The following is a 19,335-nucleotide window of genomic DNA, read 5'->3' on the forward strand; positions in this document are numbered from 1 at the left end:
CAGCCACCAATGGCATGACAGCGCGGACTGCTGGGAGGGGCGGGACGGGCAGCAGGTTCATGGTCTTGGCTTTCTCGTGGATTCAGGTGTATCGTAGAAGAATTGGCCAGTACAGTGCCAATACACCGATCCGCATGATTTGAATTACTGTAGTGGCTGGATCACCAATACACGCGTGATCGATATGCCCGTGACCAATGCACCCGATATGCCTGTGACCGATACGCCATGACCGAACCATCGCATCCGCCGTCCACTCCGCTTTCCACCCCGCTAGCGCCCGCCGTTGGCACCCTCAGCCGCGCGGCGGGCGAATCGCTGACCGACCAGATCGTGCGGACCGTGGCGGCGCGCATCGACGAGCGCATGCTGCGCAGCGGCAGCCGCATGCCGTCGATCCGGCGCTTCGCGGAAAGCCATGGCGTGTCGCCGTTCACCGTGGTGGCGGCCTACGACAAGCTGGTCGCCCGCGGCTACCTGGAGTCGCGCCGCGGCGCCGGCTTCTTCATCCGCGAACGCACGCCGCTGCGCAGCGTGGCCTCGGCGGCCAGCACGGCGGCGGCCGATGCCGAGGCGGCCGGCCAGTCGCTAGACGTGGTCTGGCTGGTGCGCAACATGTTCCGCCAGATGCCGCACCAGCAGATGCCGGGAACCGGGGTGCTGCCCAGCGAATGGCTCGATGCGGAAAGCGTGGCCAACGCGCTGCGCGCGATCGGGCGCCAGAACGCCAGCCAGCTGCTGAACTATGGCGTGCCGCAGGGCTTCCTGCCGTTGCGCCAGCAGCTGCAGCGCAAGCTGGCCGAGCTGGAGATCGGCGCGGCGCCCGAACAGATCGTCACCACGGCCGGGGTGACCCAGGCGCTGGACATGGTGGCGCGCGAGTTCACCCGGCCGGGCGACACCATCCTGGTCGACGACCCGGCCTGGTTCCTGATGTTCGGCTCCTTCGCGGCGCTGGGCGCGCGCGTGGTCGGCGTGCCGCGGCTGGCCGACGGGCCGGACATCGCCCGGCTGGCCGAGCTGGCGGCGCTGCACAAGCCGAAGCTGTATGTGATCAACTCGGTGCTGCACAACCCCAGTTCGACGTCGCTGTCCGGCGCCAAGGCGTACCAGATCCTGCGGATCGCCGCCGAGCACGACATCACGATCGTCGAGGACGACATCTATTGCGACCTGCACCCCGGCAGCGCGGTGCAGCCGGCGACCCGGCTGGCCGCGCTGGACCAGTTGCAGCGGGTGATCTACCTGTCCGGCTTTTCCAAGACGATGGCGGCGAACCTGCGCGTGGGCTTCATCGCCACGTCGCCCGAGCTGGCGCGGCGGCTTGCCGACCGCAAGATGCTGCAGACGCTGACCACCAGCGACATCGGCGAGCGCATCGTGTACAAGATCCTGTCCGAGGGCGTGTACCGCAAGCACGCCGAACGCATGCGCACCCGGCTCGACGGCCTGCGGGCGCGCACCGTGCGCCAGATGGAGCGCGTGGGCCTGCGCATCGACATGGCGCCGCCGGCCGGCATGTTCGTGTGGGCCGATGCCGGCTGCGACACCAATGTGCTGGCCGAGCGGGCGATGGCGCAAGGCATCCTGCTGGCGCCCGGCAGCATGTTCTCGCCCAGCCAGTTGCCGTCCCGGTTCATGCGGCTGAACGTGGCCGCCATGCAGGACCCGGCCGTGTGGCGCTTTCTGGAGAAGGAACTGCGGGGAAAAGGAACTGCGGGAACTGCGGGAGAAGGACTCCAGGGAGCCGCGTGAGGGAAGCGGGGGCTTTGTCAAAAAGCTCTTGAAAGATAGAATCATCAATCCCATATCGCTGAAACCGAAAAATTTCCGGCTAACAAGACTAAAGAGGTAACGATGTCTGATAATAAAGAAACCTTGGGCTTCCAGGCGGAAGTGAAGCAGCTGCTGCAGCTGATGATCCATTCGCTGTACTCGAACAAGGAAATCTTCCTGCGCGAGCTGATTTCCAACGCGTCCGACGCGGCCGACAAGCTGCGCTTCGAAGCCATCAACAACGATGCCCTGTACGGCAACGACCACGAGCTGAAGATCAGGGTGGCGTTCGACAAGGCGGCCCGCACGGTCACGATCTCCGACAACGGCATCGGCATGAGCCGCGACGAAGTGATCAGCCACCTGGGCACGATCGCCAAGTCGGGGACCAAGGAATTCTTCGGCAAGCTGTCCGGCGACCAGCAAAAGGATGCGGCGCTGATCGGCCAGTTCGGCGTGGGCTTCTACTCCGGCTTCATCGTGGCCGACAGGATCACCGTGGAAACCCGCCGTGCAGGGCTGGAAGCAAGTGAAGCGGTGCGCTGGGAATCGACCGGCGAGGGCGACTACAGCGTGGAAGCCATCGAGAAGACCAGCCGCGGCACCGACATCATCCTGCACCTGCGCGAAGGCGAGGATGAACTGCTGTCGGCCTGGAAGCTGAAGTCGATCATCACCAAGTATTCGGACCACATCTCCCTGCCGATCCAGATGGCCAAGGAAGAGTGGGACGAAGAGAAGAAGGAAATGGTCACGAAGGAGGAACTCGAGACCATCAACCAGGCCAGCGCGCTGTGGGCCCGCTCGAAGAGCGACATCACGCCCGAGCAGTACGAGGAATTCTACAAGCACGTGTCGCACGACTTCGGCGCGCCGCTCACCTACACGCACAACCGCGTGGAAGGCCGCAGCGAATACACGCAGCTGCTGTACATTCCGGCCAAGGCGCCGTTCGACCTGTGGGACCGCAACAAGCGCGGCGGCATCAAGCTGTACGTCAAGCGCGTGTTCATCATGGACGACGCGGAACAACTGATGCCGACCTACCTGCGCTTCGTGAAGGGCGTGATCGACTCGGCCGACCTGCCGCTGAACGTATCGCGTGAAATCCTGCAGGAGTCGCGCGACGTGAAGGCGATCCGCGAGGGTTCCACCAAGCGGGTGATCGGCATGCTGGAAGAACTGGCCAACGCCGACGAGCAGGAAAAGAAGGACAAGTACACCGCCTTCTGGACCGAGTTCGGCCAGGTGCTGAAGGAAGGCGTGGGCGAAGACCACGCCAACAAGGACCGTCTCGCCAAGCTGCTGCGCTTCGCCTCCACGCACAACGATTCCGCCGAACAGACCGTGGCGCTGGCCGACTACGTGGGCCGCATGAAGGAAGGCCAGGAAAAGATCTATTACGTCACCGGCGAAAGCTTCACGGCCGCGAAGAACAGCCCGCACCTGGAAATCTTCCGCAAGAAGGGCGTGGAAGTGCTGCTGATGACCGACCGCGTCGATGAATGGATGCTGTCGTTCCTGACCGAATTCGACGGCAAGGAACTGGTCTCGGTGGCCAAGGGCGGCCTGGACCTGGGCAAGCTGGAAGACGAGGCCGAGAAGAAGGAACACGAGGAAACCGAGGCGCAGTACAAGGACCTGGTCGAGAAGATGAAGGGTGCGCTGGGCGACAAGGCCAAGGACGTGCGCGTGACGTTCCGCCTGACCGATTCGCCGGCGTGCCTGGTGGCCGACGAGCACGAACTGTCCGGCAACCTGCTGCGCATGCTGAAGGCAGCCGGCCAGAACGCGCCGGAAAGCAAGCCGATCCTCGAGATCAACCCGAACCACCCGCTGGTCACGCGCCTGAAATACGAAAAAGTGGACGGCGGCGAGGAAAGCGGCAAATTCGCCGACTGGTCGCACCTGCTGTTCGACCAGGCCCTGCTGGCCGAAGGCGGCACGCTGGAAGATCCGGCGGCGTTCGTGCGCCGGATGAACGAGATGCTGCTGAAGTAATTCCGCCGATGTAGCCGTTCCGGCCGGTTCGCCGGTTGTCCGGTCGTTGCAGGGGCCGTGTCCGCGCCAGCGGGCACGGCCCCTGCCATATCGGCGTCCGCTTCAGGCTTGCGCGAAAGCGTCGCGCAATGCCTGTTCGCGCGGCTCGGCGGCGATGTGCACGATCAGGATACTTCCGACAGTTCCTCGTCGTCGTGCGAGGTAATGACGACGAATGCCGCGTCGGGAATCTCGTCGCAGGCATGCGCTGCCTGGTTCGCCTTGTCGACCGGCTGATGTGCGCTAACGGCATAGCCTACGCCGCGCTGGCCGGGCTTGCAGTGCGCCAAGGCTTTCAGGATGGACGGCGCTTGCGGCGAGCGGCGAGCAGCACCATGCCACCCACGGCCAGCATCATGTAGGTGCCTGGCTCCGGCACTGGAACGACGCGGAAGGATGTCATGTTCCCAACAACTTCGAGCTCTCCCTGATGATAATAGTTGAAGGACGACAGGCTGGGCGAAAAGTTCGACCACTGGTTCTCCGCCGGCAGGTAGAAGTTGAGTGGCCTGTATGGCCCTTCGTCGACGAAACTGGTCGCCAGGGTAGCCTGGCCATCCGGGCCGCTGGAGCCATGTGTGTTGATGTCGAGTACGTCGAGTTCCCACGCCCTGAGCCCGGCGTGGTAGCTGAGATCAATCGGTCCCGGCGCATTCTCGAACACCACCGATTGCTGGAAATTTTCATACAGCATCCACATATCGTGCCCGTCCCTGATGAGCGGCGTTGTCGTGTCGTAAATAAAGTATCCCGTGACGACATCGCCGACAGAGAGATCGAAGCCGAGCAAATCGCTGTGTTGAACGTAGCCAGTACCGTACACGAGCAGTTTGTTGACCTTGACCTTGTACTCTACGGTAACCTCGTATGCGCTTGCCGGCGTCGCGGCGATGGCAATTAGTAGTGAACAGACGGCAGGAAGCGATCGCATTGTGGTCCTTTCGAAGGTTGGAATGGCAAGCTCATGGAAGATCGTGGGGCGGATCGATTGTATCGCTACGCAAGCCGCCGAATCTCTCCAATAGTAACGAGACAACGCTGCCACCTGGGCTGCCCTGGAAGGCATGGACCATCCGCAATGCCATCGGATGCGAGACCGTGGTTCGGCGGGAAGTTCCCCCAATCACCGCGCACAGCGCCTTTTGACGTCCGTTCGATCGTGCGGACCATGGAACGCGCAGTCGATGCGCTTCACTTCAGGCATGCGGCCTGCACGGCCTCGGCGATGGCGACATAGCCGGCGTCGTTCGGGTGCAGGTGGTCGCCGCTGTCGAAGCGGGCCTGCAGGCGGCCGGGATGGGAGGGATCGCGCATGACGCGGTCCAGGTCGACGGTGGCGTCGAACGGGGCGGTCTCCCGGATCCAGGCATTCACCTGCTGGCGCACGGCTTCCCCGGCGAGCGAATGCACGAACGGACGCCGCACGCCTTCCAGCGGCATCAGCGTGGCCCCGCAGACCCTCACGTTGCGCGCATGGGCGCGCCGCACGAGCGATTGCATCGCATCGATGATCTGCTGCGCCGCGACTTTTTCGGCGGGGTCCGCCAGCATGTCGCCGGCAGTGATGTCGTTGATGCCCTGTGCCAGCACGATCCACTTCACGCCCGGCTTGTCCAGCGCGTCGCGCTCCAGCCGCGCCATGGTCGCGGGGCCGGCGAAGGGCCTGGCGGCATGGCGGACGATGCGGTTGCCCGCAATGCCGGCATTCACGACGGCCACCGGCGCGGCGGCGCCACTCAGGCGCTGCGCCAGGATGTCCGGCCAGCGGGCATTGCCATCTTCCGTGGAGCCGATGCCGTCGGCGATCGAGTCGCCGACGATGACGACGGTGCCGGCCCCGCCTGGCGCCGCGACATCGACACCGGTAATGAAATGGCGGCTGTCGTCGGTCGGCCCGGCGGGGAACGTTTCCGCCGCGGCGGCATCGATGCCCGGTGCGATGTAGGCGGTCTGCAGTGCCGCGCCGTGGATCGTCGAGGCGGCGCTGCCGGCGGGCAGGTACAGGCTGATCGCCAGCTCCTGCAGCGGCGCGACCCTCAGGTCGACCGCATCGCTGACGATGCTGCCGCCTTTTTCCAGCGTCACCGTGGGCGAGCCGTCGAACGTCACCGCGCGGCCACTTCCCGGCACGAGGCCGGCGCCTTTGCCGCGCACGGCGACGTGCGCCGAACCGATCGCCAGCGGCCCGGTCCCATACTCGTTTGAAAGCGCAATCCGTACGGCCGTTCCGCCAAGGCTCGTGCGCACGACCTGGCGCAGCGTCTGCGGCGCCAGCGCGGGGCCGGCCGCATCGGGCGCGGCACCCCAGGTGGCGACCCAGCGGGTGGGCGGCTCCGCCCCGGCCGCCGCGGTGGCGAGCATCGCGGCAAGCGACAGTGCGGCGGCACTATGTAGAAATTGGCGTGTCATCGGCGGCAACCTTTGTGGAGATGGCGCCAGTCTACGGGGCGGCCTCCGGCCCATCAATGGCGCGTTGCGCATGGTTGCCATGCGCATCCTGCATGCCGTAATGCGTGACGCCGTGGTCGAAACCGTGCAGCACGCCGAACACGTGGCGGCGGAACCATTGGTGCACCGGATCGTGGTGGCTGCGGGAGTGCCACAGGAGCCAGTACTGGTAGTCCGGCACGTCGAAAGGCAGCGGCTTCCAGGCCAGCGGCGTCTGCCGGGACAGCGTGATCGCCATGTGTTCGGGCAGGGTCCACAGCAGGTCGTCGTTGCCGGCGATCCGCAGTGCGGACGAGAAGAACGGCACCGCGACCCGCACGTGCCGCCGCAGCCCGCGTGCCGCCAGGTACTGGTCCACGAAACTGTCCTTGTCGCTGCCACCGGTGACACGCAGGTGAGGCCACTGCAGGTAGTCGGTCAGGCCAAGCTCTTGCCGGGCCAATGGATGTGCCGCACGCATGGCGCACACGGGACGGTCCTTGCCCATTGCCCGGCCATGCAGGTTGTCCGGCAGGGTGTCGGCGATGGTGGCGACCAGGTCGATGTCCTCGTCGCTGAGCAGCCGGTAGTAGCCCGGTTCCCACATGCGAAACACGACTTCCGCACGCGGCGCTTCGCGGCCGATCGCCTCGACCAGCGTGGGCAGCACGTGGTCGGCCAGGTAATCCGAGCCGGCGATCGCAAAGCGGCGCGTGCACGCGGCCGGGTCGAATACCGGTTCGCTCAGTACCGCCTCGAGCGATTCCAGCAAGGCTTTCAGCGGCGCACGCAGCATACGGGCGCGTTCCGTGAGCAGGAAGCGCTGGCCTTCGCGCACCAGCAGCGGATCGCCGAACTGGCTGCGCAACTGGGCCAGCTGGCGGCTCAGCGTGGATTGCGTCAGTCCGAGGATGCCGGCCGCCGCCGTCAGGTTGCGGGTATCGAGCAGGACGTCCAGGGAGCGCAGCAGGTTGAGATTCGGCGACGGCCTGGGGATCGCTTGCCTGTCCACGCTTAGCGCACCGTTTCCGGCACATCGTAGCCGATGCGCTGCCGCGCTTCCCGCTGCAGCGCCTGCGGCGATTTGCCATAGGTGCGCACGAACGCGCGCCGCATCCGCTCCTCGTCGCCGAAGCCGGTCTGCCAGGCGATCCTGCCGATGGCCGCACCGCCGTCCTCCAGCAGCGAGCGCGCTGCTTCCAGGCGCAGCTTCTCGATGGCCTTGGCGGGCGAGTGGCCGGTCTGTTCGCGGAACGCGCGCGAGAAATGGCGCGGGCTCCAGTGCACGTGTTCGGCCAGCCGCTCGACCGACAGCGCCTCCTGCAGGTTTTCCCTGGCAAACAGCAGCGCACTGCGGATACGGTCCGAGCCGCCATCCATCTGCGCCATCGACGAGAACTGCGACTGGCCGCCCGTGCGGCGGTGATACACCACCATCATGCGCGCCACCGCTTTCGAGACGTCGCTGCCCAGGTCCGCCTCGACCAGCTCGAGCGCCAGGTCGATGCAGGCGCTCATGCCGGCCGACGTCCAGATCGGGCCATCGTTCACGAAGATCTTGTCGTCATCGAGTTCGATATCGGGATACAGCTTTTTCAGCTGGCGGCCCAGTGCCCAGTGCGTGGTGACGCGGCGGCCGGCCAGCAGTCCCGCCTCGGCAGCGACGAAAGCGCCCGTGCACAGGCAGGCGGTGCGGCGGGCGCGCGGGCTGGCGCGGCGCAGTGCGTCGAGCAGTTCCGGCTCCGCCGGTGCCACCACCGTGTGGCCGGCGATCAGCAGCGTGTCGCAGGCGCGCCGCCCGAGCGGCTTCGTATCGACCGGCACGCCGGCCGAACTGGCGACGATGCCGCCGCCGTGCGAGACCGTCTCGACCGCATAGCGCGCAGCGCCGCTGATCTTGTTGGCGATCTCGAACACGGTGAGGGCGGCGAAGTCGAGGATCTGGAAACCGGGGAACACGACGAGGGCGATGCGGGCGGCCATGATGTCCTGAAAGGAGGGAAGGTGACATGGCGATTGTAGCCGTGCCCGCGGCCTCGTGCAGCAGTTGGAGAAGATCGGCCGGAATGTCCGGAAACGAGGGTTTTCCGTCGTATCGGCCATGGAGTTGCGGGGACATAATGGATTCACTGCAGGCGCATGACGCACCAACCCACCGACACCGATATCCATGGAGAACAGCATGACGAACAATACCCACACCGCGAACATCACGAATGCCACGAATGCCACGAATGCCACGAATGCCAAGAATGTCCCGGACGCGCAAGCCGGCCGGGGCACCGCCGTGGTCACGGGCGCATCGTCCGGCATCGGCGCCATCTATGCCGACCGGCTGGCCGCCCGCGGCCACGACCTGATCCTGGTGGCCCGGAACGGGGAACGCCTGCGCGAGGTGGCGGACCGCGTGCGGCGGGCCCATGGCCGCGGCGTGACGGTCGTGCAGGCCGACCTGGGCAAGCGCGACGACCTGGCCCGCGTCGAGGCCATCCTGCGCACCGATCCATCGATCACGGTGCTGGTCAACAATGCCGGTTTCGGCGGCGTGACACCCCTGCTCGAATCGGACGCGAACCGGATGGAACAGATGATCGACATTAACGTCACCGCGCCGACCCGCCTGACTTACGCCGCGGCGCCGGCCTTCGTGGGACGGGGCGGCGGCACGATCATCAACATCGCCTCGATCGTGGCCATCGGCGTGGAGATCCTGAATGGCGTGTACGGCGCCAGCAAGGCCTACGTGCTGGCCCTGACGCAATCGCTGCACCACGAACTGGCGGCGAAGGGCATTCGGGTCCAGGCCGTGCTGCCCGGCGCCACGGCCACCGATTTCTGGGATACCGCGGGCCTGGCGCATGCCAGCCTGCCGAGCGGGATGGTGATGCGCGCCGAAGACATGGTCGATGCCGCGCTGGCCGGACTCGACGCGGGCGAGATCGTCACGATCCCGCCGCTGCAGGATGCCGGGGACTGGACCGGCTACGAAGCGGCCCGCCAGGCGCTGTCGCAACGCTTCGGCCACGCCACGCCGGCGCCGCGCTACCTGGCCCCGGCTGCCGCCTGAAAAGCCCATCCCATCGCGGCCATCGGGCACCGAATATCGGATACCGAACATCCACGAACGGGCATCGTCTATCGACTGGCGGCCAATGATCTTCGGTGAGCACGCCACGCAGCACGGCTTCCGCGAGCCGGTTGCGCGGCACAAACGGGGCCAGTGCTCGTGTCACCGGCACCGTTTGCTATTCGCCGAGCGGTAATGGCCAACTGGTTGCTGGCTAACTGGTGCTGTCCGACTGGTGCTGGCCGACTGGTGCTGGCCGACTGGTGTCGGCCGCTGCCTTGCCGTGTTTCTGGCCGTCGTCCTCGCCCTGTTACTTGCCGCGGCGGCGCCGCGCAGCCAGCAACACCACCGGCGCGCCCAGCGCCAGCAGGGCAAAGGTGGCGGGTTCCGGCACCGGCTGCAGGAAGCCGCGGATTTCACCGCCCGGCGCGAATTCCGTATGCAGGTTCAGGTAGGCGGTGCCGGATTCGAGCCCGGCCATGAAGGCCGCTTCGGCACCGGCGATGGTGCCGCCACCGAAATTGGTGACGAAGTTCGGGTTCCACGTGGCCGCCAGCGACGTATCGAATACGTGCGAGTAGGTGCCGGAGGTGACGCCGGTGGGGAAGCCGGTGAAGGTCGGCAGTTCCGTGGCAACGCCGGCGGTTCCCGTTTCGGGCGCCGCCGTGCAGCAATGGATGTGCGCGGCGGTCGTCGGGGCCAGCAGGCCGGAGAACGTGACGTCGATGGTCATCGTGTGCGTGGCGATATCGAAATCCACCGTCACGGAGCCGGTGCCGGGGGACTCGTTGGGCGGCGCTTCGATCGCGCCGGAAAGCGTGGCGGTGTAGACGGTGGCATTCGCGGCGGTCGTCGCCAGGCCCAGTGCGATGGTGGCGCAAGCCGCCATCGTTACCCGTTGCAACATTGCAGGCTTCATGTGCGTCTCCTTTTGTGTGGAGAAGAGGGCCAAGCAAGTCGCGCGCCTGCATGCGCAGTCATTGCAAAATCAGCGACTTGGCGCAGCCCCATGCCCGTCGTTGCGGATGAGCTGTCAAATACCTCGACAGCCTTCGCCCCGCCGATACCGCGCACGGTTGAAACCGCATGCACAGCAAGGCACAACGTTATAGTAGAATGCAATCTTGCTTTTTGTTCACATTTTTCAGGGCCGCCCGACGCGCTATGCAACCCAGTTCCTGTTCCGTCCTGCTCATCGACGATGAACCATTGGCGCAGGATTACCTTCTGCATTGCCTGGAAGCGCATGCCGACGTCGCGCTGTGCTACGAGCACTGCGCCGAGCGTGCCGTGGCGCTGGCGCTTGAAATCGATGCCACCGTGGTGCTGGTGGACTTGCGCATGCCCGGAACCGATGGTTTCGGGGTGGTGCGCAATCTGCGCGCCGATTCCCGTACCGAACACATCCCGATCGTCATGCTGTCGTCCGAGCATGATGCCGAGGTGAAGGTGCAGGCGTTTGCCGCCGGCGCCAACGATTACCTCGTGAAATGGCCGGATGCGCGCGAGCTGGTGGCGCGGTTGCGCTACCACAGCGCGGCCTGCGTGGCGCGCCGCCAGCGCGACGCCGCCTTCGCGTCGCTGGCGCGCAGCCAGGAAGAATTGCGCGCCAGCCAGGCCGCGCTGCACCAGGCGCAGAAGATGGAAGCGATCGGCCAGCTGACGGGCGGCGTGGCGCACGACTTCAACAACGTGCTGCAGATTATCGGCGGCAACCTGCAGCTGGTGAAGCTGATGGGCGGCCTGAACGACAACGCGCGCGGCCGTGTCGATGCGGCGCTGGCCGGCGTGGAGCGGGGCGGGCGCCTGGCCTCGCACCTGCTGGCGTTCGCGCGGCGGCAGCCGCTGCAGGCGGTCGTCATCGATCCCTCCGTGGTGCTGGCCGACATGGAGGAAATGCTGCGCCGCGTGCTCGGCCCGCAGGCGCGCATCGAGAGCGATATCGCGCCCGGCGTCTGGAGCACGGCCGTCGATCCGAGCCAGCTGCACAATGTGATCCTGAACCTGGCGATCAACGCGCGCGACGCCATGCCGCATGGCGGCACGCTGACGCTGCGCGCCCGCAACGTGCCGGCCGGTTCGCCCGAACTCGCCGAGGTCGGCCAGGGCGAGTACGTGATGATCGAGGTGGCCGATACCGGCAACGGCATGCCGCCCGACGTGCTGCAGCGTGCCTTCGAACCGTTCTTCACCACCAAGCCGACCGGGCAGGGCACCGGGCTGGGGCTGTCGATGGCGTATGGCTTCGTCAAGCAGTCCGGCGGCGAGATCCTGCTGAAAAGCACGCCTGGCAGCGGCACCAGCGTGCGCATTTTCCTGCGCCGCAGTGCGACCCAGGCCATTCCCGAAGAATTCGATGGCGCGGCCACGCCGCTGTTCGGCGGCATCGAGACGGTGCTGGTGGTCGAGGATGAGGAAGCGGTGCGCGATGCCACCGCCCAGTTGCTGCTGGCGCTGGGCTACCACGTGCTGCAGGCGCCGGACGCGGACCAGGCCGCGCGCATCGTCGAGCATGGCGCGCGCGTCGACCTGCTGTTTACCGATGTGATCATGCCCGGCAGGATGAGCAGCCTGGAACTGGCCGACCTGGTGCGCCGGCGCTGCCCGGACGCGCAGATCCTGTTTACTTCCGGCTATGCCGAAGGGGTGCTGACGCACGAGGGCAAGATGGACCCGAGCATCAGCCTGTTGCCGAAACCGTATAACCCGGACGTGCTGAGCGCCCGCATCCGGCATCTGCTACGGCGGCGCAAGGCCGCCTGACCTGCATCGAAGCGGGTCAGCCGATCGGCCGCACGTAGCGCTGCGAGCCCAGTGGCGGCTCGTTCAGCACGGCCCAGAAGATGCCCAGGTCGGAGATCGCGCGCACGAATTCCTTGAATTCCACCGGCTTCACCACATACGCGTTCACGCCCAGCGAATAGCTGCGCACCAGGTCCTGTTCCTCGCGCGACGAGGTCAGCATGACCACCGGCAGGGGCCCCAGCGCGGCCGTCTCGCGGATTTCGCGCAGCACTTCCAGGCCATCCACTTTCGGCAGCTTCAGGTCCAGCAGCACGACCGCCGGGTTGCCTTTCTGCCGCTGCGCGTACTCGCCCCGGCAATGCAGGTAATCGAGCGCCTCGGCGCCGTCGCGCACGACGACCACCTCGTTGGCCAGCTGGCTCTTCTCCAGCGCGATCAGGGTGAGTTCGAGGTCGTGGGGATTGTCTTCCACGAGCAGGATGGGCTTTAACATACGGTCGGTAGCGAGTTGGGGATGGAAAAAGTAAAGGTGGCGCCCTGGCCCTGGACCGCGGCGGCGGTCACTGTGCCGCCATGGCGTTCCACGATGCGGCGCACGTTCGCCAGGCCGATGCCCGTGCCCTGGAAATCTTCCATCCGGTGCAGGCGCTGGAAGACGCCGAACAGCTTGTGGACATAGTCCATGTTGAAGCCGATACCGTTGTCGGCCACGGTAAACACCGTCATGGCGGCTTCGCGCCGCCCGTCGATGCGGATCACGGCCGGATCCTTGCGGCTGGTGAATTTCACCGCGTTGGACAGCAGGTTGTACAGGGCCAGCTGGATGAAGGTGGGGTCGGCCACGATCGGCGGCAGGTCGGCCACGTGCCACTCGACGCGGCGGCCGCCGATATCGAGGGCCAGCCTGTCGATGCAGGACTGCACCAGTTCATTCATGTCGACCTGCACCGGCCGCAGCGACGCGCGGCCCATCTGCGAGAAGCTCAGCAGGTCGTCGACCAGCTTGCCGGCCAGGCGCGCCGATTCCTTGATGTTGGTGAGGAAGCGCTGCTGCTTCTCCGGCGAGCCGGAGCCGCCCGATTCCAGCAGCAGGTCGGAGAAGCCGACGATATGCCGCAGCGGCGCGCGCAGGTCGTGCGACACGGAATAGGAAAACGCTTCCAGTTCCTTGTTGGCGCGGCCCAGCTCCTCGGCCAGCTCGGCCATCTGCTCGGCGCGCTCGAGCGCGATACCCAGCAGCGCCGTGCGGAATTCCACCGCCAGTTCGATCTCGCCCGGATGCCATGGCGCCGAGGTGCCGTGCACCGTCTCGCGCCACGAATCGAAACTGCTGCGGGGGCTGAGCTGGGTGGGCGCACCGGCGGGGGCTTCCTTCAGGTGCGGATTGCCGGCCCAGTCGATCGTGTAGACGAACTCGGGCCGGAACCACAGCAGGTAATGCTTGTGGATGCGCGAGATCGGCATGGCCAGCAAGCCGCTGGCGCTTTGCCGGTAGGCGGCGGCGGGCGGGAATTCGGCCCCCAGCCGGTCGGTGTGGTACAGGTCCTCATGGCTGTTCGACTGCAGCCATGCGATCAGCTCGCGCAGTTGCGCCTCATCCGGCGTGTCGCCGTAGCTGACGATGCGGTCATCGACGATGATGGCCGCGCCGCCGGCCCGCGCGAAATGCAGCAGTTCGGGGAACACGTTGCCCATGTTCTCGATGAAGTTGGCGCCCTGCGTGAGGCCGCCCAGCGCCGACACCATGATGCGCCGCACGTCCAGGCGGAACTGCAGTTCGTCGCGCACTTCCCGGCTTTCCACGCGCAGCGCCAGGATCTGGCCCAGCTGTTCGCAGGCCGTGCGCTTGTCGAACGTGATATGGCACGGCGCCGCGTTGTGGCAGGAAATCAGCCCCCACAGCTGGCCCTTGACCATCAGTGATACCGACATCGATGCCAGCGTGCCCATGTTGCGCATGTACTGCAGGTGCACCGGCGACACGCTGCGCAGCGCCGCGAACGACAGGTCGTTCGGCGCACCCGTCAGCGGATTGTCCGGTGGCAGCAGCCGGGAAGGCGTGTAGTTGGCATCCTGGATCAGCCGGATGCGGTTCGCCGCATACAGTTCCCTGGCCTGCGGGGGAATGTCGGACGCGGGAAAGCGCTGGCCGAGGTAGGAGGGCAGGTGTCCGTCGTTGCTTTCGGCTAGCACGTGGCCGTGGCCTTCGGCGTCGAACCGGTAGACGAGCACCCGGTTGAAACCGGTGATGGCGCGAATTTCGTCGGCCGCCCTGGCGCTCATCGTTTCGACCGTATCGGTATCGTTCAATTGCAGCAGGAAATTGCCGACCAGCGGGTACAGGTGGCGAAAATCCGCTGCGCCGGCGCGTTGCACGGCCTCGAACTCGAGCATCAGCAATTCGTCGTAGCGGTGCACCAGTACGTCGAAAACGCGGTCGGCGAGCCGCACGGTGCTGGCGAACGACGGCCGTTCGCTGGCCGCCGGCAACTCCGGTGCCAGCCGGGCCGCCGCCCCGGCATCGATCACTTCATGCAGTGGGCGCCCCAGCGCGGCAGCCGGGGACAATCCGAGCCAGTGCTCGATGTTGTCACTCACTTGCACGACGATACCCTGCGGCGACAGCGCCAGCACGCAGCCGTGCGGCTGGATGCTGCCCGGCGTGCGGATCGCTTCGCGCTCGCAACTGCTGAGGTCTATCGGTGGGCTCGCCTGTGTCATGGACAGAATTTTACCGGCAAACGGCTACTGTTGCGCAAGGTCACGCTACGGTTTCTCGTCAGCGGACGCTCTGCAACAGGAACGACTCCTGTCCGCAGCTTTTCTGCGAAAGTTTGATTTCAGCCTGTCCGCAGCTGCGCGAGGCGCCATCCTTGCGGTAGCAGACCCGGATCTCGCGCAGAAAGCGCCCGGCGCCGCCGCAGAAGGGCACGATCGCATTCTCGGCCAGGCGCGGGTTGGCGGCCCGGAAGGCGTCCTTGAACTGGGCGGTCGTCACGCGCACCGGCTGGTCCGGCGCCCGGAATGCCGGGGGCACCACCACGCCATCCTTCAGCCTGGCCGACAGCGCCAGGTACTGTTCAGGACCCAGGCCGGAGCAGGTGCCGTGCTTCTTCCATTCGTGGCCGATCAGCTTCGGCGATGGATAGATGCCTTCGTACTTGCGGCGCAGGTGGTCGGGCAGCGGGTCCCGCGAGCAGTTCTGCGGATACCCGTTCTCGTATTGCGGCCACAGGCCGTGCAGCACGAAGCCGAGCCGGCGGCCGCTGCCGCACTGGTTCGGGTCGCGCCCGCCGTTGGTGGCGCAATAGGACGGTGACCAGGATAGCGCCAGCGCGTAGTAATCGAATTCGCCCGGTTCGCCCACGCTCTTGTTCTTTGCCGCCTGCGCGCCGCCGCACAGCAGGGCAGCGGCCAGCAGCAGGGCGCGGGGGATTGCGTGTTTCATTGTTGGTTGACTCCAGCTCATGACAGGTTCTGGTGCGGGCAGATGCCCGGCACAGCTTATTGTTAAAGTTCCGTGCGCAGCGCGAACAGTTCCGGGAACAGCACCACGTCGAGCATCTTGCGCAGGTAGCTGACGCCGGCCGTGCCGCCGGTGCCCGTCTTGAAGCCGATGATGCGCTCGACGGTCGTCACATGCCGGAAGCGCCAGAAGCGGAATGCCGTTTCCAGGTCGACCAGTTTCTCGGCCAGCTCATACAGGGCCCAATGGCGCGCCGGATCGCGGTACACCTCCAGCCAGGCCGCCTTGACGGAATCGTCCGCCACGGTGGGCAGCGTGGGGTCGGCGGCCAGGCGGGCGCCCGATACCGGCAGGCCATGCCGCGCCAGCAGGCGGATCGCCTCGTCGTACACCGACGGTTCGTGCAGTGCGCGGTGCAGGATCGCGTGGGTGGCCGGTACCGGTTCGTGCACGGCCAGCAATTGCGCGTTCTTGTTCCCCAGGATGAACTCGATCTCGCGGTACTGGTAGGACTGGAAGCCGGACGAGGCGCCCAGGTAGGGGCGGATCGCCGTGTACTCGGGCGGCGTCATGGTGGCCAGCACGTCCCAGGCGTGCACCAGCTGGTCCATGATGCGCGCCACGCGCGCCAGCATCTTGAAGGCGGGCGGCAGGTCGTCGCGGCGGATGTGCTCGCGCACCGCATGCATCTCGTGCAGCATCAGCTTCATCCACAGCTCGCTGGTCTGGTGCTGCACGATGAACAGCAGTTCATTGTGGTTAGGCGACAGCGGGTGCTGCGCGCTGAGGATCTGTTCGAGGCCGAGATAGTCGCCGTAGCTCATCGACTTCGAGAAATCCATCTGCGCGCCGTGCCACTGCGCGTCCTTGTTGTCTTGGTCCATGCCGGGGTCCTTCAGGTTACCGCGCCGCGAGCGGCGTTGACGTCGTAGGCGGCGTCGTCGAGGATGCGTTTCAGGATGGCCACCGCATCCCACACTTCCGTGAAGCTCGTATACAGCGGCGTGAAGCCGAAGCGCATGATGTGCGGTTCCCGGTAGTCGCCGATCACGCCGCGCGCGATCAGCGCCTGCATCACCGCATAGCCGTGCGGATGGGTGAAGCTGACATGGCTGCCGCGCCGCGCATGCTCGCGCGGGGTCACCAGTTCGAGCGGGTGGCCGGCGCAGTGTTCCTCGACCAGGGCGATGAACAGGTCCGTCAGCGCCAGCGACTTGGCGCGCAACGCCGCCATGTCGGTTTGGGCGAACACGTCCAGCCCGCACTCGACCAGCGCCAGCGACACCACCGGCTGGGTGCCGCACAGGGCGCGGCCGATGCCCGCGCAGGGCGCGAACGAGGGCGCCATCGCGAACGGCGTGGCATGGCCCCACCAGCCGGACAGCGGCTGCGTGAATGCCCCCTGGTGGCGTGCGGGCACCCAGATGAACGCCGGTGCGCCGGGGCCTCCGTTCAGGTATTTATAGGTGCAGCCGACCGCGAAGTCGGCCTGCGCGCCATGCAGGTCGACCGGCACCGCGCCGGCCGAGTGGGCCAGGTCCCATACCGCCAGCGCGCCATGCTGGTGGGCCAGGGCGGTCAGCGCGGCCATGTCGTGCATGTGGCCGGTGCGGTAGTTCACGTGCGTCAGCAGCAGCACGGCCGTGTCGTCGCCCAGCGCGGCCGGGATTTCGCCCGGACTGTCGACCAGGCGCACGGTGTGCCCCCGTGCCAGCCAGGCGGACAAGCCCTCGGCCATGTAGATATCGGTGGGGAAGTTGCTGCGTTCGGTCACGATCGCCACCCGGCGCGGATCCGCCGCCTGGATCGCCAGCGCGCCGGCCAGTGCCTTGAACAGGTTGATCGACGTGGTGTCCGTGACGACGACCTCGCCCGCTTGCGCGCCGACCAGCGGCGCCAGCCTGTCGCCCAGCCGCTTCGGCATGTCGAACCACCCGGCCGTGTTCCAGCTCGTGATCAGGTCGTTGCCCCATTCCCGCTCGATGACCTCGGCGGCGCGCGCGGCCGCGGCTTTCGGGCGCGCGCCCAGCGAATTGCCGTCCAGGTAGATCACGCCGGCCGGCAGCGCGAAAGCATCGCGCAATGGGGCCAGCGGGTCGGCGGCATCGCGGGCGAGGCAATCGGTACGGGAGGAATGCATGAGGGCTCCGGGGCGCTTGTCGGAAGAAGGCGGGAGTGTAGCATGGCGGGGATGTCATCCAGGCATCATCGGCTGCGACGGATATCGTCTTGCGCCGTTGATAACCAGACAGTTAACCGGGAGCGCGTTGGTAAATAATCAATTGGCAAAGCGGCATTGTTATCACGGCAGGCGACGAAATCTCGGTCGCATCAGCGCTAGTTGAATAAATGTCAGTTGAATGAATGACAGTTGAATGAATGACAGTTGAATGAATGACAGTTGAATGAATGACAGTTGAATAAATGTCACTTAAATGAATGACATCAAAAAGACGGCGTAAAAAAACCAGATTTTTTTCAAATCAACCCTAAAGTTTCCGCCACCCCCGCCGTTACCCCATCCAGATGCCCGGGAAAGTACCTCTGTTCGTTGCATTGGATGACAGGAAAAAATCTTAAAATTTTTTGCTGATCACCCTAAAGTTTTCAGAACGGCAGACGTTACCGGTTTAGATGTCGCTAAAAAGCGTCAGTCGCGCATCTGCATTACGGCGAGATAAAGACGATTTCCTGTCCGCCACCATCACCCGCAAAGCCGCGCCAGCTCTGGCGCGCCGCTCTGATCGCCCTGCGTTTGTCAGACAAACGCTGACAGGGTGCGATCGCCATTTCCCTACCTCAAATACAGACAGCTGCCTCTTCTCGTGCACGGGGCCCTACCGCAGAATGTGTCTCAACGGAAACGCTTTGAGGAGCACACAATGACTGCGAACGACATGATGGCCGAGATCCGCGATGCGAACCTCTCTTATCTGATGCTGGCCCAGCAGATGATCCGCGCGGACAAGGTCACCGCCATCTTCCGCCTCGGCATCTCGGCTGACATCGCCGACCTGATCGAAGGCATGAGCAACGCCCAGATCCTGAAGCTGGCAGGCGGCAACATGATGCTGGCCCGCTTCCGCTTCGACGACAGCGCGATCCTCGGCATGCTCACCAACTACAACAAGGACCGTTCGCTGGCCCAGTCGCACGCGGCGATCCTGATGGCGGGACAGGGCGTCGAAGAAATCGCCTGAGCGGTACACTAAGATCAATACGGGGAGCGGAACATGAGCAATGCGGGCAAAAAGAGCGTCGTCAGCGAAGCACAGGAAATCGGGCTCGCAATCGAGCTGATCAACCTGGGCGCACGGTTGCAGCTGCTGGAATCCGAGGTGTCGCTGTCGCGCGAACGCCTGCTGAAGCTGTACAAGGAGCTGAAGGGCGTGTCGCCGCCGAAAGGCATGCTGCCATTCTCGACCGACTGGTTCCTGACCTGGCAGCCGAACATCCACGCATCCCTGTTCATCAACATCCACGATTTCCTGGTCCGGCACGCCGGTGCCAGCGGCATCCACGCCGTGATGAAAGCCTACCAGCTGTACCTGGAGCAAATGCCGCCGGCGCCCGGCGAAGAGCCGCTGCTGTCGCTGACGCGGGCCTGGACCCTGGTCCGCTTCTTCGGCAGCCGCATGCTGGAGTTAAAAGCTTGCAAGAAATGCCAGGGCAGGTTCATCGTCAACGGCATGGACTTGAACGGCGACTACCATTGCGGCCTGTGCCACATGCCGTCGCGGGCCGGCAAGACCCGCAAATCCCGAGAAGAGGCTGTCGCCGCGTGACCGGCCCACAGCGTTCCCGCTGCAAGATT

17 protein-coding genes are annotated in these 19,335 nt (G+C 65.5%); 6 read left to right on the forward strand and 11 right to left on the reverse strand.

Features of this window, described 5'->3' with window-relative positions; translation table 11 throughout:
* The first annotated feature begins 228 nt into the window (after positions 1 to 228).
* On the forward strand, positions 229 to 1,755 hold the full coding sequence (locus EYF70_RS07160; protein WP_131144794.1) for an aminotransferase-like domain-containing protein: 1,527 nt from the start codon (positions 229 to 231) through the stop codon (positions 1,753 to 1,755).
* Between the two features lie 102 nt (positions 1,756 to 1,857).
* Positions 1,858 to 3,777, forward strand: coding sequence for a molecular chaperone HtpG (gene htpG / locus EYF70_RS07165; protein WP_131144795.1), 1,920 nt, complete (start codon positions 1,858 to 1,860; stop codon positions 3,775 to 3,777).
* 164 nt (positions 3,778 to 3,941) lie between these two features.
* Here the strand turns inward: htpG and EYF70_RS31010 are convergent, their stop codons facing one another.
* The 5 genes from EYF70_RS31010 to EYF70_RS07185 form a co-directional block, all read right to left on the reverse strand.
* The gene (locus EYF70_RS31010) at positions 3,942 to 4,106 is read right to left on the reverse strand and encodes a hypothetical protein (protein WP_165497584.1); all 165 of its coding nucleotides are present in this window, start codon (positions 4,104 to 4,106) and stop codon (positions 3,942 to 3,944) included.
* A 5-nt stretch (positions 4,107 to 4,111) separates the two neighbouring features.
* Positions 4,112 to 4,747, reverse strand: a complete 636-nt coding sequence (locus tag EYF70_RS07170) for a PEP-CTERM sorting domain-containing protein (protein WP_165497585.1) — start codon at positions 4,745 to 4,747, stop codon at positions 4,112 to 4,114.
* Between the two features lie 260 nt (positions 4,748 to 5,007).
* Positions 5,008 to 6,225 (reverse strand): SGNH/GDSL hydrolase family protein, encoded by a 1,218-nt coding sequence (locus EYF70_RS07175; protein ID WP_131144797.1) that lies wholly within the window; start codon positions 6,223 to 6,225, stop codon positions 5,008 to 5,010.
* Positions 6,226 to 6,256: 31 nt separating this feature from the next.
* Positions 6,257 to 7,255: a LysR family transcriptional regulator gene (locus EYF70_RS07180; RefSeq protein ID WP_218943758.1), complete on the reverse strand. Its 999-nt coding sequence runs from the start codon at positions 7,253 to 7,255 to the stop codon at positions 6,257 to 6,259.
* A gap of 2 nt (positions 7,256 to 7,257) precedes the next feature.
* Complete coding sequence (locus tag EYF70_RS07185; RefSeq protein WP_131144798.1) at positions 7,258 to 8,226, reverse strand: GlxA family transcriptional regulator; 969 nt, start codon at positions 8,224 to 8,226, stop codon at positions 7,258 to 7,260.
* Between the two features lie 199 nt (positions 8,227 to 8,425).
* Here EYF70_RS07185 and EYF70_RS07190 point away from each other — a divergent pair, with 199 nt between their 5' ends.
* Positions 8,426 to 9,310 (forward strand): SDR family NAD(P)-dependent oxidoreductase, encoded by an 885-nt coding sequence (locus EYF70_RS07190; protein WP_131144799.1) that lies wholly within the window; start codon positions 8,426 to 8,428, stop codon positions 9,308 to 9,310.
* A 310-nt stretch (positions 9,311 to 9,620) separates the two neighbouring features.
* Here EYF70_RS07190 and EYF70_RS07195 read toward each other — a convergent pair whose 3' ends face one another.
* Positions 9,621 to 10,229 (reverse strand): CHRD domain-containing protein, encoded by a 609-nt coding sequence (locus tag EYF70_RS07195; protein ID WP_229420736.1) that lies wholly within the window; start codon positions 10,227 to 10,229, stop codon positions 9,621 to 9,623.
* Between the two features lie 245 nt (positions 10,230 to 10,474).
* Here EYF70_RS07195 and EYF70_RS07200 point away from each other — a divergent pair, with 245 nt between their 5' ends.
* Positions 10,475 to 12,073, forward strand: coding sequence for a response regulator (locus EYF70_RS07200; RefSeq protein ID WP_131144800.1), 1,599 nt, complete (start codon positions 10,475 to 10,477; stop codon positions 12,071 to 12,073).
* A 16-nt stretch (positions 12,074 to 12,089) separates the two neighbouring features.
* On the opposite strand, the gene EYF70_RS07205 is transcribed toward EYF70_RS07200, so the two are convergent.
* The 5 genes from EYF70_RS07205 to kynU all read right to left on the reverse strand — a co-directional run bounded on the left by EYF70_RS07205 (position 12,090) and on the right by kynU (position 17,661).
* Complete coding sequence (locus EYF70_RS07205; protein ID WP_131144801.1) at positions 12,090 to 12,548, reverse strand: response regulator; 459 nt, start codon at positions 12,546 to 12,548, stop codon at positions 12,090 to 12,092.
* On the reverse strand, positions 12,542 to 14,776 hold the full coding sequence (locus EYF70_RS07210; protein ID WP_131144802.1) for an ATP-binding protein: 2,235 nt from the start codon (positions 14,774 to 14,776) through the stop codon (positions 12,542 to 12,544). The genes EYF70_RS07205 and EYF70_RS07210 overlap by 7 nt, the downstream gene beginning before the upstream one ends.
* Before the next feature lie 58 nt (positions 14,777 to 14,834).
* Complete coding sequence (locus tag EYF70_RS07215) at positions 14,835 to 15,503, reverse strand: ribonuclease T2 family protein (protein WP_131144803.1); 669 nt, start codon at positions 15,501 to 15,503, stop codon at positions 14,835 to 14,837.
* 62 nt (positions 15,504 to 15,565) lie between these two features.
* A complete protein-coding gene (kynA, locus tag EYF70_RS07220; RefSeq protein WP_131144804.1) occupies positions 15,566 to 16,405 on the reverse strand; it encodes a tryptophan 2,3-dioxygenase in 840 nt (279 codons plus the stop codon).
* Positions 16,406 to 16,416: 11 nt separating this feature from the next.
* Positions 16,417 to 17,661 carry a kynureninase gene (kynU, locus tag EYF70_RS07225; protein ID WP_131144805.1) on the reverse strand — a complete coding sequence of 415 codons (1,245 nt, stop codon included), beginning with the start codon at positions 17,659 to 17,661 and terminating at the stop codon, positions 16,417 to 16,419.
* Positions 17,662 to 18,403: 742 nt separating this feature from the next.
* Between kynU and flhD the strand changes: the two genes are divergently transcribed.
* Together flhD and flhC are read left to right on the forward strand one after the other, a co-directional pair.
* Positions 18,404 to 18,721, forward strand: a complete 318-nt coding sequence (gene flhD, locus EYF70_RS07230) for a flagellar transcriptional regulator FlhD (RefSeq protein WP_131144806.1) — start codon at positions 18,404 to 18,406, stop codon at positions 18,719 to 18,721.
* 33 nt (positions 18,722 to 18,754) lie between these two features.
* A complete protein-coding gene (flhC, locus tag EYF70_RS07235; RefSeq protein WP_131144807.1) occupies positions 18,755 to 19,306 on the forward strand; it encodes a flagellar transcriptional regulator FlhC in 552 nt (183 codons plus the stop codon).
* Positions 19,307 to 19,335 lie beyond the last annotated feature (29 nt).

The organism is Pseudoduganella albidiflava, from assembly GCF_004322755.1.
GTDB lineage: Bacteria > Pseudomonadota > Gammaproteobacteria > Burkholderiales > Burkholderiaceae_D > Rugamonas > Rugamonas albidiflava.

What these genes read in the sequence shown, in the direction of transcription:
- flhD (WP_131144806.1), top strand. Translation starts at nt 18,404, where the DNA reads ATGACTGCGAACGACATGATGGCCGAGATCCGCGATGCGAACCTCTCT.
- htpG (WP_131144795.1), top strand. Translation starts at nt 1,858, where the DNA reads ATGTCTGATAATAAAGAAACCTTGGGCTTCCAGGCGGAAGTGAAGCAG.
- EYF70_RS07215 (WP_131144803.1), bottom strand. Translation starts at nt 15,503, where the DNA reads ATGAAACACGCAATCCCCCGCGCCCTGCTGCTGGCCGCTGCCCTGCTG.
- EYF70_RS07185 (WP_131144798.1), bottom strand. Translation starts at nt 8,226, where the DNA reads ATGGCCGCCCGCATCGCCCTCGTCGTGTTCCCCGGTTTCCAGATCCTC.
- EYF70_RS07210 (WP_131144802.1), bottom strand. Translation starts at nt 14,776, where the DNA reads ATGACACAGGCGAGCCCACCGATAGACCTCAGCAGTTGCGAGCGCGAA.
- EYF70_RS07195 (WP_229420736.1), bottom strand. Translation starts at nt 10,229, where the DNA reads ATGAAGCCTGCAATGTTGCAACGGGTAACGATGGCGGCTTGCGCCACC.
- EYF70_RS07175 (WP_131144797.1), bottom strand. Translation starts at nt 6,225, where the DNA reads ATGACACGCCAATTTCTACATAGTGCCGCCGCACTGTCGCTTGCCGCG.
- EYF70_RS07170 (WP_165497585.1), bottom strand. Translation starts at nt 4,747, where the DNA reads ATGCGATCGCTTCCTGCCGTCTGTTCACTACTAATTGCCATCGCCGCG.
- EYF70_RS07200 (WP_131144800.1), top strand. Translation starts at nt 10,475, where the DNA reads ATGCAACCCAGTTCCTGTTCCGTCCTGCTCATCGACGATGAACCATTG.
- EYF70_RS07190 (WP_131144799.1), top strand. Translation starts at nt 8,426, where the DNA reads ATGACGAACAATACCCACACCGCGAACATCACGAATGCCACGAATGCC.
- EYF70_RS07160 (WP_131144794.1), top strand. Translation starts at nt 229, where the DNA reads ATGACCGAACCATCGCATCCGCCGTCCACTCCGCTTTCCACCCCGCTA.
- kynA (WP_131144804.1), bottom strand. Translation starts at nt 16,405, where the DNA reads ATGGACCAAGACAACAAGGACGCGCAGTGGCACGGCGCGCAGATGGAT.
- EYF70_RS07205 (WP_131144801.1), bottom strand. Translation starts at nt 12,548, where the DNA reads ATGTTAAAGCCCATCCTGCTCGTGGAAGACAATCCCCACGACCTCGAA.
- flhC (WP_131144807.1), top strand. Translation starts at nt 18,755, where the DNA reads ATGAGCAATGCGGGCAAAAAGAGCGTCGTCAGCGAAGCACAGGAAATC.
- kynU (WP_131144805.1), bottom strand. Translation starts at nt 17,661, where the DNA reads ATGCATTCCTCCCGTACCGATTGCCTCGCCCGCGATGCCGCCGACCCG.